This window comes from Paenarthrobacter histidinolovorans, from assembly GCF_014647595.1.
Classification (GTDB): domain Bacteria; phylum Actinomycetota; class Actinomycetes; order Actinomycetales; family Micrococcaceae; genus Arthrobacter; species Arthrobacter histidinolovorans.
Map to the genome: position 1 here is coordinate 1 of NZ_BMPM01000014.1, position 16,395 is coordinate 16,395.

A 16,395-nucleotide genomic window follows, 5' to 3' on the forward strand; every position below is an offset into this window, starting at 1 on the left:
TAACAGAGTTACGGCGGTCATAGCGTGGGGGAAACGCCCGGTCCCATTCCGAACCCGGAAGCTAAGACCCACAGCGCCGATGGTACTGCACCCGGGAGGGTGTGGGAGAGTAGGACACCGCCGGACATACATTACGCAAGAGCCCCGACCACAGGTCGGGGCTCTTCGCATTTAAGTTGTCTCCCTGGCGCAACTGCGTGCTTCGGCCACCGGTAGAGTTGGTGGTCATGGAAAACCTCTTCAGCCACCCCGAGTCGGAGCCCGAGTCGTCCCAAGGGGGCGGCAATGACCTCGAGCCGCTCATTGTTAGTGTCGTGGTCCCCAGCAACGTATCGCACGCCTTCCAAGGCTTTACGGACCACCCCCATTTGTGGTGGCCACTGGAAGAGGAGAGCGTCTACGGCGCAGGTTCCCACGTTGAGTTCGAGGAGAACCTCATCCTGGAGACGGCTGAAGACGGCCGGACCTCCGTGTGGGGAACAATCGATGACTGGCAGCCCCCGTTGTCATTCCACGCCAGCTGGTATCCAGCCGGCACACCCCTGTGGTCCACAGAAATCCGGGTGGTGTTCAGCGCCGTTCAAGGCGGTACGGAGGTGCGCCTGATCCACGACGGTTGGGAGGGCGCGGAAGATCCCGCGGCGTCCAGGGCATCCTATGCCGAAGGCTGGCCCCGAGTGCTCCAGCGCTACGCCCGGTTCATGGGCGGAGCCGTTGCCTAGGGTCCGCAGGCTCCATGCAGGGGACTGGCAGCTGCTGAAGAACGTCCGGCTGGAGATGCTGACAGACACCCCCATGGCCTACATCGAGAGCCTGGAAGCTGCCCGCCGGCAGACTGACACTCAGTGGCAGGAACGTGCGGCAGCAATGTCAGGTGACGCCAGCGTCACGCTGGTTGCTGATGGAGGTAGGGATGGTTCCAGGCTGTGCGGCCTGATGAGGGTAGTGGTCAAACATCCGCAGGATCCTGAACGGCCACTGCAGGCGATGCTCATCAGTGTCTACGTCGCTCCTGAGCATCGTGGACTGGGGTTGGCCGACGAACTCCTGCGGGAGGCGTGCCACGCGGCCGCGGAGGAGCTCTCGGCCGCAAGCCTGGAGCTCGGCGTGCATGAGGACAATTCCCGTGCACAGGCCTTCTACAGCCGCCACGGATTCGAGACTACGGGTGCAAGCCGGCCCTATCCGCAGGACATCTCCAAGCGTGAACTCGTGATGGAGCGGCGGCTGCCCTAGGATGTGCCGTGCCCGGTTCAGGCTGGGCCCAGCTTAGACGGCACCCACCTTGGGCACGGCCGTGCTTGTCCGCACCACCAGCCTGGTGGGGTGTTCGGCGTCGGCCGGCTCAAGGACCAGGCCGTTATTGATGGCACCCAGCAGAGTGTGGACCGCCAATGCCCCCTGCCCCTTGGCATCCTGGTCGATCGTGGTCAGGCCCATGACAGTCCCCAGATCGTGTCCATCGATACCCATCACGGAGAGGTCCTCGGGAATGCGCAGTCCAAAATCGCGGGCGGCCAGGATGGTACCGATCGCCATTTCATCGGATGCTGCGAAGACGGCGGTGGGCCGTTCAGGCGCACTGGCGAGCAACTGCCGAGCAGCGGCGTAGGAGCCTTCGATGGTGAAGTCCGCAGTAACGATCCATTCGGGCCTTACGGGACAGTCGGCGTCGTGCATTGCTTTTTCGAACCCGCTGCGGCGGGTTCCGGGCAGCTGGAAGTCCTGGTCGTAGGTTTCGCTGCCCGTGATGTGGGCAATCTTGGTGTGGCCAAGCCCCAGCAGATGGTTGGTGGCCTGCATCGCGATGCCCGCGTCATTGATCCGGATGGTCGAGGCCCCGGGGAGGGGACCACCGATGCCCACGATGGGCCGGTGCATCGCATGGAGTTGCTGGATTTCGGCTTCGCTGAGTTCCAGGGAAACAGCGATCACCGCGTCCACCCTTTTACGGAGCAGGAAGTCACTGAAGACGCTGTGCCGGTGAGCCGGGTTTTCGCCGATGTTGTACAGGGTGAGGTCGTAGCCGGCTTCGAGGAGCGCGGCCGAAGCGCCCTCGATCACCGCTGAAAAGAACCAGCGGTGGACCGAGGGCACCACCAGGCCAACGTTGTGCGTGCGGCCGGAAGCAAGGCTGGAGGCATGGTACGACAACACGAAACCGAGTTCCGCGGCTGCTGCCCGCGCGCGTTCCCGGCTGGAGGGGGACACGTGGCCCTTCCCGCTCAAGGCTCGTGAAACCGTGGCAACGGACAGGCCTGCGCGCTCGGCTACGTCCTTGATGCCGGTCATGCTGCTCCTTGAAGGGAAGGTTAGCTGGCTGACAGCCAGATTGTCTCCCCTGAGCCTAATGGATGGGTGGCGTCCGCCCCGGAACTCCGCAGGATGACCGCGGCCGCCGGGAGCGGAAGTGGTTCCTCACCGACGTTCATGATCACCAGTGTTTCCCCGTTGAGGTACGCCAGTGCGGAGCCGGTGCAGTAGTCCTCAACCCAGGCGAGGGATCCTGCCCCCAGCCGGAGCCGGGCCCGTTCGGCAAGCAGAGCCCGGTACAGGTTAAGGTGCGACGCCGGATCGGACTCCTGCTGATCCCTCGCCAACGCGGGCCAGGACTCGGGCTGGGGGAGCCAAGGATCCCGACCGTGGCCGAATCCTGCATGGGGCTCCGCGGAACGCCACGGCAGTGGCACGCGGCAACCATCGCGTCCGATCCTGGCTCCGCCGGTGCGGGCGAAGGTAGGGTCTTGGCGGAGGCTTCCGGGGATGGTGGAGGAATCGGGAAGGCCCAGTTCTTCGCCTTGGTAGAGATAGGCGCCGCCCGGGAGGCCGAGCATGAACATGGTGGCCGCGGCAGCCCGGCGTCGTCCGAGTTCCACGTTGGGCTGGACGTCGTCGGGTCCGATGCCATCGCCGTCGCGGGGACCCGGGCCGTCGTAGCCGAAGCGTGACACGTGGCGGACGACGTCATGGTTGGACAGCACCCAGGTGCTCGGGGCACCCACGGCGTCCAGGGAGACCAGGGAGTCGGTGATGATGTGGCGCAAGCGGTTGAGGTCCAAGCCGGCATGCAGGTACGGGAAGTTGAAGGCCTGGTGCATTTCGTCAGGGCGTACCCAGTGGGCCAGCCGGGGGAGCGGATCCACGTTGGCCTCAGCGCACAGAATGCGGTCCGGACCGTACTCTTCCAGGATGGCGCGCCAGCGGAGGTAGATCGTGTGAAGGGCAGGCTGGCCGAACATGGGCGCGTCTTGGCCGGGGAAATTTTCTGTGCTGTTGCCGTCCGGACGGCCGCCCCAGTTGGGGAGGCCGGGGGCCTTGACCAGCGCATGGGCGACGTCGACCCTGAATCCGGAGATGCCGCGGTCCAGCCAGAAGCGGAGCACGCGTTCAAACTCGGCGTGCACTGCGGCGTTATCCCAGTTGAAGTCGGGCTGCGAGGAATCGAAGAGGTGCAGGTACCACTGTCCCGGCTGCCCGTCCGCTTCGATGATCCGCGTCCAGGCTGGTCCACCGAAGTGCGACTGCCAGTTGTTGGGTGGCTCGTTGCCGTCATGTCCCAGGCCGTCCCGGAAGATGAAAACATCCCGCTCCGGGCTGTTGGGACCGGCGGCCAGCGCAGCCTGGAAGGCGACGTGCTGATCCGAGCAGTGGTTGGGAACGATGTCGGCAATGACCCGCAGGTTGAGCCTGTTGGCTTCGGAGATGAGGGCATCGAAGTCCGTCAGGGTCCCGAACAGAGGATCGACGTCGCAGTAGTCGCTGACGTCGTATCCGGCGTCCCGTTGCGGTGAGCGGTAGAACGGGGACAGCCAGACGGCGTCGACTCCCAAACGCGCCAGTTGCTCGAGTTCGGCGGTGATGCCGGCCAGGTCTCCGACGCCGTCGCCGTTCAAGTCCCGGAAGGATCGCGGGTAGATCTGGTAGATCACAGCGGAGCGCCACCATCCGTGGGCCGTGGAGGCTTCGTGGACCGGGGTGAGTTGGGAGAAGGCTGCAGGGGGCTCGTGGGCCGCAACCTGGAGCAGAGAATCAACGGACATGGAGTCATCGTAGAAGAGAAAACGCAGAATTGTAAACGTTTCCAGTCCTAAGGAGGCTGTCATTGCAGCCTTGCAAGCATGCTGGCTTTTCAAAAGAAGCATTAGCCCTGTAGTGTGTGGAAGCGCTTGCAGTTGTGAGCCATGTCACCGGCGATGCGACCGGGCCCAGAGCCCCTGCCGTCGAAGGAAAAAGAACGAAAGGGACACCAATGAAGGTGCATAACACCCTCGCGACTCGAACCACACGCCGCGTTTTCACCACAGGAGCCATCTCAGCGGTGGCAGCCCTGGCCTTGAGCGCTTGTGGCGGAAACGCTTCCACTTCGCCCACCTCCGAAGCCGCAAAACCCGACCTCAAGGCTTCCGGAGCCGGCGTCATCACAATGTGGGTGGACGCCGAACGCTCCCCGGCACTGAAGGACATCACAGAGAAATTCAAGTCGGACACCGGGATCGAAGTGAAGCTCGTGGTCAAGGACTTCGCTGCGGTCCGTGACGACTTCATTACCCAAGTGCCTACCGGCCAGGGGCCGGACCTCATTGTTGGACCCCATGACTGGATCGGCAAATTCGTCCAGAACGGCGTCATTGCCCCCGTGGAACTCGGCGACAAGGCCGGGCAGTTCCAGGATTCCTCCATCAAGGCCATGACCTACAACGGCGCCGTCTACGGTGTCCCGTACGCCATCGAGAACATCGCGCTCCTGCGCAACACCAGCATCGTGGACAGCAAAGCCGCCACTTTGGACGAGGTTGTGGCCAACGGAAAGAAGGCCGTGGCTGACGGCAAGGCCACGTTCCCGTTCCTGGTGGGTATGGACCCCAAGCAGGGCGATCCTTACCACCTCTACCCGTTGCAGTCCTCCATGGGTTCCCAGGTCTTCGGCAAAAACGCCGATGGTGGCTATGACGCCAAGCAGCTCCTGATCGGCGACGCTGCCGGCGTCGAATTCGCCAAGAAACTGGCCGCCTGGGGCGATGCCGGTGAGAAAATCATCAACTCCAACATCACCGGCGACATCGCCAAAGAGAAGTTCCTTGCCGGCGAATCCCCGTACTTCCTGACCGGACCGTGGAACGTTCCGGATGTCCAGAAAAAGGGCCTCAAGTTCGCCGTGGATGAGCTGCCGACCGCCGGTGGAGAGCCCGCTCAGCCGTTCATCGGCGTCAACGGCTTCTTCATCAGCGCCAAGAGCGCCAACGCCTTGGCCACCAACGAGTTCGTGACCAACTACCTCACCTCCGAATCTGCCCAGGACTCGATGTACGCAGCCGGTGGCCGCCCGCCGGCCCTGAAGGCATCTTTCGAAAAGGCAGCCAGCGACCCCGTGGTGGAGGCGTTCGGCAAGATCGGCGCCACCGGCGTCCCGATGCCGGCCATCCCCGAAATGAGCGCTGTTTGGGCTGATTGGGGAGCTACGGAGTTGGCAATCATCAAGGGCCAGGGCGACCCTGCCGAGGCCTGGACCAAGATGGCCGCCAGCATCAAGTCCAAGATCGGCGGCTAGCACCGCAACCGGATAACGCCACCGGCACGGGCCGGGCGGCACCCCACCGCCCGGCCCGTGCCTGCCGCCAACCGCTTGACGCAAGGATCCACAATGCCAAACCCAGACCTCCAAGAACTGCCGGCGACTGCAGCCAGCCCCGCACCGCGGCAGCCGCGCCGCGGCAATACCCGCCATGCACCGGTCAAACACCACCCCGATTCCCTCAAAGGCACCATCCTGAAGATCGTCCTGCTGGGCCTGGTGGATGCTTTCGCCGTCTACGTCCTGATGATGCTCTTCCTGAGCCAGTCATGGGCTGCGCTGGGGGTGTCCGCGCTGGTGGTCCTGGCCATCAACTGGATCTACCTCCGCAAGGGTGGGTTGCCGGCCAAGTACCTCGCTCCAGGTGTGCTGTTCCTGCTGGTCTTCCAGGTTCTGGTGGTGGTGTTCAGCGGCTACATCGCGTTCACCAACTACGGCGACGGGCACAACAGCACCAAGGAGGATGCCATTTCGGCCATCCAGTTGACGGCGCAGAAGCGTGTCCCGGACTCGCCTGCCTACAAAGCCTCCGTGCTCACCAAGGGCGACGATTTCTACCTGCTGTTCACGGACCCCTCCGGGAAAGTGCAGATCGGGAGCACCGGGCAAGCACTTACTGACGCCACAGGCGCGGGCAAGGACTCGACGGGCAAGGCGAATTCCCTGCCGGGCTACCAGACCCTCAAGTTCCAGGAGATCGTGGCCAATCAACAGGAGATCCTGAAGATTGCGGTGCCGGTTTCCAACGACCCCGCCGACGGGACGCTGCGGACTGCAGACGGTAGCACGGCCTACCAGTTCAAGCCGGCCCTGCACTATGACGCCGGCACGGACACGTTCACGGACACTGAAACCGGCACCCAGTACACCGACAACGGCAAAGGTGCGTTCGCGGATTCCAAGGGTGAAACGCTGGCAACAGGCTGGAAGATCGACGTGGGCATGGACAACTTTGCCCGCGCCTTCACCGATCCCAGCCTTCGCGGACCGCTCCTTGGCGTGATCATCTGGACCTTCACGTTCTCCGTGGCATCGGTGGCACTGACCTTCGTCATGGGCCTCTTCCTGGCCATCACGTTCAACCGTGAGGACCTCCGCGGCAAAAAGGTGTACCGGATCCTCATGATCCTGCCCTATGCGTTCCCGGCGTTCCTCTCCGGATTGGTATGGTCCGGGATCCTGAACCCCGAGTTCGGCTGGCTCAACCAGACCCTGCTGGGCGGGGCGGACATCGGGTGGCTGACCGACCCCGTCCTGGCCAGGATCAGCGTGCTGGTGGTCAACGTGTGGCTCGGTTTCCCCTACATGTTCCTCGTTTGCACCGGCGCCCTGCAGTCTCTGCCCTCCGAAATCGACGAGGCCGCACGCATGGACGGCGCCTCCGCCTGGCGCGTGTTCCGCTCCATCAAGCTGCCGCTGCTGCTGGTGTCCGTGGCACCCCTGCTGATTTCGTCCTTCGCGTTCAACTTCAACAACTTCAACGTGATTTACATGCTCACCGGCGGTGGTCCGCGCTTTGCCGACACTGACCGCGACATTGGAGCCACGGACATCCTGATCACGCTGGTCTACAAGGTGGCCTTCGGCCAGGGAACCGGCCGCGACTACGGACTGGCCAGCGCACTGGCCATCATCATCTTCATCATCGTGGCCACCATTTCGGCCATCAGTTTCAAGCAGACCAAAGCACTCGAGGACGTGAATTGATGAGCGTACGCACTCCCGCCGCCAGCAAGGAAACAGCGTCCGACGGCGGCCGCTCGCCGCTGGCGCCCATGCGCCGTCCGTTCGGGGTCTGGTTCAAGGACAAGGGCTGGCGGCACGTGGTGGGCGTCGTCACGACGATCTTCGCCGTGTTTCCCCTCCTCTACGTGCTGTCCGCGGCATTGGATTCCAACGGCACACTGGTGGGCTCCAACGGGCTGTTCTCCAGGTTCGATACCGGCAACTTCGTGGCCCTCTTCAGCGATCCGGGCCGTCCGTTCGGCCGCTGGTTCGTGAACACCTTGGTGGTGGGCGTGGTGACGTCGGCCGCCACGGTATTCCTCGGTGCCATGGCCGCGTATGCCTTCTCCCGCATGCGCTTCAAGGGACGCCGGGTGGGTTTGCTGACGCTGCTCCTGCTGCAGATGTTCCCGCAACTGTTGGCCGTCGTCGCGATCTTCCTGCTCTTGAGCGGTATCTCGCAGGTGATTCCCGCCCTGGGACTCGGCAGCCAACTGGGCCTGATCATGGTGTACCTCGGCGGCGCACTGGGCGTGAACACGTACCTCATGTACGGGTTCTTCAACACGGTCCCGCAGTCCCTGGACGAGGCCGCCAAGATCGACGGCGCCAGCCACGTCCAGATCTTCTTCGGCATCATCCTCCGCCTGGTGACTCCGATCCTGGCCGTCGTGGGACTGCTGGCGTTCATCGGCATTTCAAGTGAGTTCGTCATTGCCAGCGTGGTGCTGACCGATCCTGACAGCCAGACACTCGCCGTCGGGCTCTATTCCTACGTGGCCCAGCAGCGTTCGGAAAACTGGGGCGTCTTCGCGGCAGGTGCCGTGATCGCCGCGATCCCCGTGATGGCCTTGTTCCTCTTCCTGCAGAAATACATCGTCAGCGGTCTGACCGCCGGCTCAGTGAAAGGCTGACCATGCCCATCGCCCTTCCGCACCACGACGGCTCCAGCCTCTTCGTTTCCCAACCTGCCCCCGAGGCCGTCTCCCTTGGCGATACCGTCCGGCTCAGGGTCCGCGTCCCGCAAGGGTGGGGGCCGGCGTCGAAGGTCTGGGTCCGTTCCGTGCAGGACGGCGAGCCGCGCTACGACGCCGCCATCCGGCTGGGCGCGGCCGACGGCTGGGACTGGTGGGAGGCGGCGATGCTGGTAGCCAACCCCGTGGCCAAGTACCGTTTCCTGCTGGAAGTCACAGAAACGCACGACGCCGGCGCTCCCGCCGGCGAAGCAGTGGGCAGCACCGTCGGGCGGAGCTACTGGAACCTCAACGCCCAGGGCCTTTACCGGCGGGATGTGTCCGACGCCGCCGATTTCAGGTTGACGACGTTCGCCCCGGCGCCCGAATGGCTCCGCCAAGGCACCATGTACCAGGTGTTTCCGGACAGGTTTGCCCGCTCGGAGCAGGCTGATGGCCACCCGGTTCCCGACTGGGCCGTCGAATGTTCCTGGGATGAGCCGGTAGTCGGGACGGGCGAGCGGGCCGCCACGCAGTTTTACGGCGGAGACTTGCCCGGAATCACGGGCAAACTGGACTATCTCCAAGAATTCGGCGTCGATGTCCTGTACCTCACTCCGTTCTTCCCGGCCCGCTCCAACCACCGCTACGACGCGTCCACGTTCGACTCGGTGGACCCGCTCCTGGGCGGGGACCAGGCTTTGGTGGAGCTGGTTGCGGCCGCGCATGCACGTGGGATCAAAGTCATGGGGGACCTCACCGCGAACCATTCGGGCGCCGCGCACGAGTGGTTCGTCAAAGCGCTCGCAGATCCCGGCTCGGAGGAAGCCGGCTACTACTACTTCAGCGCTGACCATTCGAGCTACGAGTCCTGGTGGGGAGTGCCGTCCCTGCCCAAGTTCAACTGGTCCTCGGAGGCCCTGCGCCGACGCTTCATCACGGACGAAGACTCGGTGGTGGCGCGCTGGCTCAAGCCACCATTCAGTCTCGATGGCTGGCGGATCGACGTCGGCAATATGACCGGACGCCTCGGAGCGGTGGACCTCAACCACCAGGTGGCCCGGCTCATAGCCGACCGGGTGCGGGGGATCAACCCCAACGCCGCCCTGCTGGCCGAGTCCACCTCCGACGCAGCGCCCGACGTCACCGGCGAACACTGGCAGGGCGCCATGACGTACTCCAACCTCACCCGCCCCTTGTGGTCCTGGCTCGCCAAGGATGCTTCTGACGTGAACTTCTTCGGCTCACCCCAGACAGGGCCCAACAGGATCGGCGCCGAGGATTTCCTGGCCACCCACCAGGACCTGGCCGCGGGATTTAGCTGGGGTGTGCGACAAAACAACATGAACGCCCTGAACACGCATGACACCGCCCGGGCGGCAACGGTCATGATCGACGGCGGCCCGGCAGTGGGCGCAGTGCTTGCCTTTTGCCTGCCGGGCGTTCCCGTCATGTTCGCCGGTGATGAGTTCGGCCTGGAGGGGTTCAACGGGGAAGACTCCCGGACCCCCATGCCCTGGGATGTTCCGGACCTGGTCCGCAACGACTTGCGGTCCGCCTATGCCACCCTGGGACGGCTCCGCAAAGAGCTTCCGGCACTGACCGGTGGCGGGGTCCGCTGGCTTCACGCCCAAGGGGACGCCTTGGTCTTCATCCGCGAATTCTCCGGGAGCTCAGCGCTGGTCTTCGCGGCGAGGAGCGACGCCAGTGTCATCGTGGATTCCTCCGTCCTCTCCGAGGCGCAATTGCAGGCTCTGGGGGCCGCGCCACGGCACCATTGCGGAAAGGTGACGTCGTCACAGGCCGGACCGTCCGGCGTCGACGGCGTGTGGCTGAGGGCGGAAGGACCATCAGCCGGCGTCTGGGCGCTCCCTGGGACAGCGGTGCCGGGCCGGTAAGAACAGTCAGGCGCAGTGCCGGCACCCGCCGCTCTGGCTAGACTGTCAGCACAGAAAACACTGCGAAGACTGCCGGTTTGGCGTGTCCGCGGTGCACATGTGGAGGGAATGTCTTGTCGGACGAAACGGTTATCGCCGCAACATCAGGAGAAAGCATCAGGAGCCGCACGGGCGGCGGAACAGAAACTACGCGGCACACGGCCGCGCAACGGGACTTCCTGGCGGAGCTGGCCAACGGCCTTGACGCCCGCCAACTGGCTGGCGATGAAGAAACCCTCACGGTCTACTCGATCGATCAAGGGCCCATGGTGGAGCGACACCTTCCCCTGGCCGTTGTTTGGGCCGAATCCGTGGAGGACGTCCAGCACGTGGTACGCAGCTGCGCCGAACACCAGGTGCCGATCGTCGCCCGTGGTGCGGGCACCGGCGTATCAGGAGGAGCGCACGCCACCGAAGGCTGCATCGTCCTGAGCCTGGAACGGATGAACCGCATCCTGGACCTCAACGCCGATGACGAAACCGCCGTCGTCGAACCGGGCGTCATCAACGCCGACCTGAACGCAGCCGCCGCCCCGCACGGACTCATGTACGCGCCTGACCCGGCGAGCTACAAAATGTCCACCATCGGCGGCAACGTGGCCACAAACGCCGGCGGCCTGCGCTGCGCCAAATACGGTGTGACCCGCGATTCCGTGCTGGCGCTGGATGTTGTCATGGCGGACGGTTCGTTGCTGCATACCGGTCACCAGACCTTCAAAGGCGTGGCCGGCTATGACCTGACCGCGCTGCTGGTGGGCTCGGAGGGAACCCTGGGCATCGTGGTGGGGATTACCGTCCGGCTGAAGTACCTCCCGCGCGAAGTCCACACGATCGCTGCGTTCTACCAGGACTTCCGCAACGCTGCGGCCGGCGTGCTGGCCGTTGGCCGGGCCAGGGTACAACCCGCCATCATGGAGCTGCTGGACAACGGGACCCTGGAGCAACTGGACGAATTGCACGGAGGCGACCTGCAAAAGCGCGGCAAATCCCTGCTCCTCATCCAGACTGACGGCTTCGGCGCCGCTGCGGAAGCCGACGTCGTCCGGCAGGTTCTCGCCGCAGGCGGCGCCACGGTCACCACCGAAGCCAGCGCGGAGGCAGAAATGTTGGTGGAACTCCGCCGCAACAGCCGCGGCGTGGAAGTCGACGACGAGTTCAGGGTAGGGGAGGACATTGCGGTGCCGCGTTCACGCCTGGTGGACTTCGTCGCCGAACTCGAAGCCATGGCCGCGCGCTTCCAGGTGCGCCTCAAAGTAGTGGCCCACGCCGGCGACGGCAACCTGCACCCCACGTTCTGGATGGACCGGGTAGACCCCGCCACGGACGCCGACGCACTGGTTCGTCTCAACGCCGCCCTCGACGAATCCATCCGGGTAGGCCTGGAGATGGGCGGGACCATCACGGGCGAGCACGGGATCGGGCAGTACAAGCTCCGCTGGCTGGGGCTTGAGCAGCCTGAGCCGGTGCGGCAGTTGCAGCGGCGGATCAAGGAGCTGTTCGATCCGCAGGGGATCCTGAATCCGGGGAAGGCCATCTAGGTGTGACGTCCGGGCCGCATTCTGTTGAGCGCTGTAGAGTGTGGGACATGTCGAGTCCCGAGTCAGACAAGTCAGGGGTTGTCGGTCACACCGCCAGCCCCCTGATCCACTGTTTGCAACTGATCCACTGTTTGCAACTGATCCACTAGTTGCGGCGCCCACGTTCTGTGGGTGTATCTCTGGCGTAGCCGGGGCGCTGGCCGAGTGTCGACAAGAAGAACCATTTCTTGATCTCTCACCTCGGAGTACTCGATGCCTTTTGCTCTCTACATGCTCGCCCTGGCGGTCTTCGTCATGGGCACTTCAGAATTCATGCTCGCGGGATTGCTTCCTGCGATTGCGACCGAACTTGACGTCCCTATCGGCACGGCGGGCCTGCTGACATCAGCTTTCGCGGCCGGCATGGTCATCGGCGCGCCGGTCATGGCGGCCTTTGCCCGGCGCTGGCCGCCCAGGGTCGCGCTCATCGTCTGCCTTGCTGTGTTCGCGGGATGCCACGTCATCGGAGCGATGACGTCCGCGTTCCCGTTGCTCCTCATCACCCGGGTGCTCAGCGCGTTTTCAAACGCCGGGTTCCTCGCCCTGGCACTGAGTACCATCACAACACTGGTGCCAGCGGACCAGAAGGGACGAGCGTTGTCGGTCCTGCTCTCCGGTACGACGATCGCCACCGTCGCGGGCGTCCCCGCCGGAGCGCTGCTTGGTACAGCGTTGGGCTGGCGAACGACGTTCTGGGCCATCACCATCCTCTGTGTTCCCGCGATTTTTGGAGTCGCCAGGGGCACCACCAACACCGCCCGCCAAGCAGTGACCGACGCGTCATCGCCGAGGCTCAGAGCCGAACTCAGCCAGTTGGCGAAGCCGGGACTCGTCGTTGCCATGGGACTCGGAGCCTGATCAATGGAGGGACCTTTGCTGCATTGACCTTCCTGGCGCCGGTGGTGACGGGGGCCGCCGCTCTGACCGAAGAGTGGGTTTCCGTGGCGCTGGTGCTGTATGGCATTGGTTCCTTCTTCGGCGTCACGGTCGCAGGACAATTATCAGACCGGCGCCCCGCAGCCGTGCTCGCAGTCGGCGGACCATTGCTGCTGACGGGTTGGATCGTGTTGGCGTTGCTCGCATCGCATCCCGTTGCCCTTATGGTCCTGGTCCTTGTCCAGGGTTTCTTGTCGTTCGGTGTCGGCAGCACCCTGATCGCGCGGGTGCTGTATGCCGCCTCGGATGCACCAACGATGGGAGGTTCCTATGCAACCGCAGCATTGAACACAGGAGCTGCCGCGGGGCCGGTGCTCGGTGCTTTCGGACTCAACGCCGGACTGGGGTTGCCTGCACCGTTCTGGGTCGCCTCGGCGCTGACGGGGATCGCACTTGTTGTCATCCTTGCAACCGGGCGTACGGTCACGAAGACCGTTGCGGATGCCAGGCATTGACTTGCTCCTAGGCCCGCGCCTTGGTATTCCAAAATTCCAGAGTGGCGATGATTGTCACAAGAGGCGCCCCTGATTCTCCGCATTTACATTCCGCCAATCTCCTCATAGTCTTACTTGGTATACCAAAGTTGTTATGAGGAGATTGACGTGGAAGAACAGCACCGAGCTGGTGTCCGACCTTCGGGGAGTGGGGGCCGGCTCTCTACGGGCTTGATGTTGATTGCACTCATTATGGTTTCCATCAATCTCCGGCCGGCCATTACCACCGTCGCCGGGGTGATGAACCAGGTGCCTGGGGTGTTTGGTCTGGATCCAGCGCTGCTTCCCCTGTTGGGGACATTGCCGGTGCTGGCCTTTGGTATTTCGGGTCCGATCGGGCCTTGGCTGGCCCGGCGGGTTGGAACCGGGCGTGCCGTTGCGGTGGCCCTGTTGGTGCTGGCTGCGGCCTTGATCGTTCGGGCGACCGTGCCTGCGCTGCTGTTGCCCGGCACATTCGTGGCGGGCATGGCCATCATGACCGCCAGCGTGCTGGTACCCCAGATCGTCAAAGCCAATCGTGGCACCGGCTGGTGGACGGGCCTGTGCACCATGGGATTCGGTCTTGGCGCGGCCCTCGGGGCGGGACTGGTCCAACCGTTGGAGCACGCCTTCGGCGGCAGCCTGCCGTCAGCGTTGGCGGCGTGGGCGGTCCCCGCCCTGATGGGCGCGTTCCTGATCCATCGCCCCGGAGGACGGCCGACGGCGGCACCCGCCTCCGGGGGCACGGTGTCCGGCGCCTCCGGTACAGCCACGCCGCTGCGGAGACAGCGCACTGCGTGGGCTGTCACGGCGTTCTTTGGTCTCCAGGCCATGCTGTACTTCGCCATCACGTCCTGGCTGGCCGTGTACCTGGTATCCCGGAGTCTTTCGTCGGCCGACTCCGCCGCCTTGCTCGCTTGGTTCAGCCTGGCGGGACTTCCGGCGAGTTTGCTCGCCCCCGTCCTTGCCAGCCGTCCGCGTATCCTGCGGATCATGGCACCGGGGCTGGGATTGTCGGTGGCCGTTGCCCTCCTGGGCGTGCTCGTGGCGCCTACGGAACTGCAGTTCGTCGCCGTCGGGGTTCTGGGTGTTGTCCAGAGCGCCGGGTTCGGATTGGCCATGGCCCTGGTGGTGATCCGGTCAGCCGGTCCGCAGTCTGCCGGGCGGCTATCGGCCATGAGCCAGGGATTCGGATTCGCCCTGGCTTCCCTCGGCCCGCTGCTGGCAGGTCTGCTGCATGCGATGACAGGGGGGTGGGCAGTGACGTTCTGCGTGCTTGCCGCGGAAGCGGTGGTGCTGGCCGGTGCTGGATTCTTCGCAATCCGTGGACCAGTGGTCAGCGTGGGATCAGCCGAGTCAGCCCCGGAGCCGGCCGGGCCTGTCGGGGCGCAACCCCGCGGCGTATCCTCGGCCATATGACGAACTCATCAGGGACGAACCAGCCAGCAACACCCGCCACCGAAATCCTTGAAACCAGCGCATGCTGGGAGCTCCTCCGGGGTGTCTCAGTGGGCAGGCTTGCCGTGTGGGTGGACGACCACCCGGACATCTTCCCTGTGAATTACAAGGTTGACCACGGAACCATGGTGTTCCGGACCGGTGAAGGAACCAAGCTTCACGCTGCGCTCAGTGACACACCAGTGGCCATCGAAGCCGACGGGGTCAACGCCGAAACGGGCGTGGCATGGAGCGTGGTGGTCAAGGGCCGAGCGTCCGCCGTGAAGCTGACGCAGGACGTGCTCGATACCGTCGGTCTCCTGCTGTTTCCGTGGGAGGCCGGGCAGAAGGACCAGTTTATCCGCATTACGCCCAGCGAGGTGACGGGCCGTCGCTTCACGGTGACGCCTGCCGTGACCTGGTGGACGCCGCTGGATGACGCACCCAGGGCAGCCGGGGAGTAGACCCCAACGCGAAAACCCGCCCCTGATCGTCACCCTCACCGATGGACGGAGAGGGGTCGGTCAAGGGGCGGGTTTCGTTGCGGCTAGACCAGTTCCAGCTGGTCGGCTACAACCTTGCCGGCGTGAATGACAGTGCGGTCCTTGCCACGGTCCATCACCGTGGACGCCACCGTTTCGCCGTCCACCAGGAGGAGTTCGGCGGGATCGCCAACTTCGACGCCGGGACGGTGGGCTGTGTCCTTCAGCCGGGTCGCGCCGGGGTCGAGGATGCTCGCCCCACCGATGGTGGCGATGGCCAGGCAGTGCTCGATCAACTCGTCCTTCCGGAAGCCATGGGTGAAGGCGAGCTGCCATGTCCGGTCCAGCATGTCGGTGTTGCCGTAGGGGGACCAGTAGTCGCGCTGGCCGTCCTCGCCCAGGCCAAGCCGGACTCCGGCCTCGGTCAGCAACGGGATGGGCAGCTGGCCCGCAGCAGAAGGTGCCACGGAAGCCAAGGAGACATCCAGTTCCGCGAAGGCATCGATCAGCCTGCGCGTGGTGGCCTCATTGACACTGCCCAGTTGGTAGGCATGGGACATGGTGACCTTGCCCTGCATACCCAAAGCCCGGGTGCGCTCCAGAATCAGGTCCGTGCTGAAGACTCCCAGTTCGCCGGGTTCGTGAAGGTGGATATCAATGGGTACCTGGTACTTTTCGGCGAGGCCGAACACAATGTCGAGGTGTTTCGCCGGGTCCCGGTCCAGCGTGCAGGGATCGATGCCACCCATCACGTTGGCTCCGGCTTTGAGCGCTTCCTCCATGAGTTCAACAGTCCCTTCCTCCAGCAACAGCCCGGCTTGGGGGAAAGCAATGATGTCTACCGAGGCCTGGCCGGCGAACTTCTCCTTGGCGGCAGCAACGGCGTCGAAGCGTTCCAGCCTGCAGTCCACATCAACCTGCGCGTAGGAGCGGACGCGGGTGGTGCCCCGGGCGATCATCCTGCCGAGCGTGTCGTTCACGCGATCCTGCAGGGGTACCTCGGCGTTGCGCCAGTTCTGCCGGTCGTTCATCATCATGGTCCACACGCCCGGGCCGCCGGTGTGCTCGCGGAACGGCAGTCCGATGCGGGTGGAATCGAGGTGCACGTGGACGTCGGAGAACGACGGCAGCAGCAAGCGTCCGCGGCCCTCCACTACGGTTACGTCTGCTGGAACGGCACGGTCCGGGTCATGAGGTTCGACGCCGGTGATCTTGCCGCCTGCTTCGCCCGCCACAATGGTGACATCGCTGAGCGCTTGCCCCCAGGGGCGGACGGCACGGATCAGGGTATTCAATGGTTACT

At 64.4% G+C, this 16,395-nt stretch carries 12 protein-coding genes, 1 rRNA gene and 1 pseudogene; 11 read left to right on the forward strand and 3 right to left on the reverse strand.

The window, feature by feature from the left end:
• The first annotated feature begins 9 nt into the window (after positions 1–9).
• The 3 genes from rrf to IEY62_RS21145 all read left to right on the forward strand — a co-directional run bounded on the left by rrf (position 10) and on the right by IEY62_RS21145 (position 1,236).
• Positions 10–126, forward strand: a 5S ribosomal RNA gene (gene rrf / locus IEY62_RS21135).
• A gap of 101 nt (positions 127–227) precedes the next feature.
• Positions 228–722 carry an SRPBCC domain-containing protein gene (locus IEY62_RS21140; RefSeq protein ID WP_189021378.1) on the forward strand — a complete coding sequence of 165 codons (495 nt, stop codon included), beginning with the start codon at positions 228–230 and terminating at the stop codon, positions 720–722.
• Positions 723–777: 55 nt separating this feature from the next.
• On the forward strand, positions 778–1,236 hold the full coding sequence (locus IEY62_RS21145; protein ID WP_189021402.1) for a GNAT family N-acetyltransferase: 459 nt from the start codon (positions 778–780) through the stop codon (positions 1,234–1,236).
• Positions 1,237–1,269: 33 nt separating this feature from the next.
• Here IEY62_RS21145 and IEY62_RS21150 read toward each other — a convergent pair whose 3' ends face one another.
• Together IEY62_RS21150 and IEY62_RS21155 are read right to left on the reverse strand one after the other, a co-directional pair.
• The gene (locus IEY62_RS21150) at positions 1,270–2,292 is read right to left on the reverse strand and encodes a LacI family DNA-binding transcriptional regulator (protein WP_189021379.1); all 1,023 of its coding nucleotides are present in this window, start codon (positions 2,290–2,292) and stop codon (positions 1,270–1,272) included.
• A 20-nt stretch (positions 2,293–2,312) separates the two neighbouring features.
• Entirely contained in the window at positions 2,313–4,040 is a 1,728-nt protein-coding gene (locus tag IEY62_RS21155; protein ID WP_229785510.1) for a glycoside hydrolase family 13 protein, read from the reverse strand.
• A gap of 209 nt (positions 4,041–4,249) precedes the next feature.
• On the opposite strand from IEY62_RS21155, the gene IEY62_RS21160 reads away from it, so the two are divergent.
• The 8 genes and pseudogenes from IEY62_RS21160 (at position 4,250) to IEY62_RS21195 (ending at position 15,074) form a co-directional block, all read left to right on the forward strand.
• Positions 4,250–5,548: a sugar ABC transporter substrate-binding protein gene (locus IEY62_RS21160; RefSeq protein ID WP_189021381.1), complete on the forward strand. Its 1,299-nt coding sequence runs from the start codon at positions 4,250–4,252 to the stop codon at positions 5,546–5,548.
• Between the two features lie 93 nt (positions 5,549–5,641).
• The gene (locus IEY62_RS21165) at positions 5,642–7,279 is read left to right on the forward strand and encodes an ABC transporter permease subunit (RefSeq protein ID WP_189021382.1); all 1,638 of its coding nucleotides are present in this window, start codon (positions 5,642–5,644) and stop codon (positions 7,277–7,279) included.
• Positions 7,279–8,211, forward strand: a complete 933-nt coding sequence (locus IEY62_RS21170) for a sugar ABC transporter permease (protein ID WP_189021383.1) — start codon at positions 7,279–7,281, stop codon at positions 8,209–8,211. Before IEY62_RS21165 ends, IEY62_RS21170 begins: the two co-directional genes overlap by 1 nt.
• 2 nt (positions 8,212–8,213) lie before the next feature.
• On the forward strand, positions 8,214–10,148 hold the full coding sequence (locus IEY62_RS21175; protein ID WP_189021384.1) for a glycoside hydrolase family 13 protein: 1,935 nt from the start codon (positions 8,214–8,216) through the stop codon (positions 10,146–10,148).
• A 113-nt stretch (positions 10,149–10,261) separates the two neighbouring features.
• A complete protein-coding gene (locus IEY62_RS21180) occupies positions 10,262–11,725 on the forward strand; it encodes an FAD-binding oxidoreductase (protein ID WP_189021385.1) in 1,464 nt (487 codons plus the stop codon).
• A 252-nt stretch (positions 11,726–11,977) separates the two neighbouring features.
• Positions 11,978–13,155 (forward strand): annotated as a pseudogene (locus IEY62_RS21185) (Cmx/CmrA family chloramphenicol efflux MFS transporter).
• 213 nt (positions 13,156–13,368) lie between these two features.
• Positions 13,369–14,592, forward strand: coding sequence for an MFS transporter (locus tag IEY62_RS21190; RefSeq protein ID WP_189021386.1), 1,224 nt, complete (start codon positions 13,369–13,371; stop codon positions 14,590–14,592).
• Positions 14,589–15,074 (forward strand): pyridoxamine 5'-phosphate oxidase family protein, encoded by a 486-nt coding sequence (locus IEY62_RS21195; RefSeq protein WP_189021387.1) that lies wholly within the window; start codon positions 14,589–14,591, stop codon positions 15,072–15,074. The genes IEY62_RS21190 and IEY62_RS21195 overlap by 4 nt, the downstream gene beginning before the upstream one ends.
• An 83-nt stretch (positions 15,075–15,157) precedes the next feature.
• Here the strand turns inward: IEY62_RS21195 and IEY62_RS21200 are convergent, their stop codons facing one another.
• Complete coding sequence (locus IEY62_RS21200; RefSeq protein ID WP_189021388.1) at positions 15,158–16,387, reverse strand: amidohydrolase family protein; 1,230 nt, start codon at positions 16,385–16,387, stop codon at positions 15,158–15,160.
• Between the last annotated feature and the right edge of the window lie 8 nt (positions 16,388–16,395).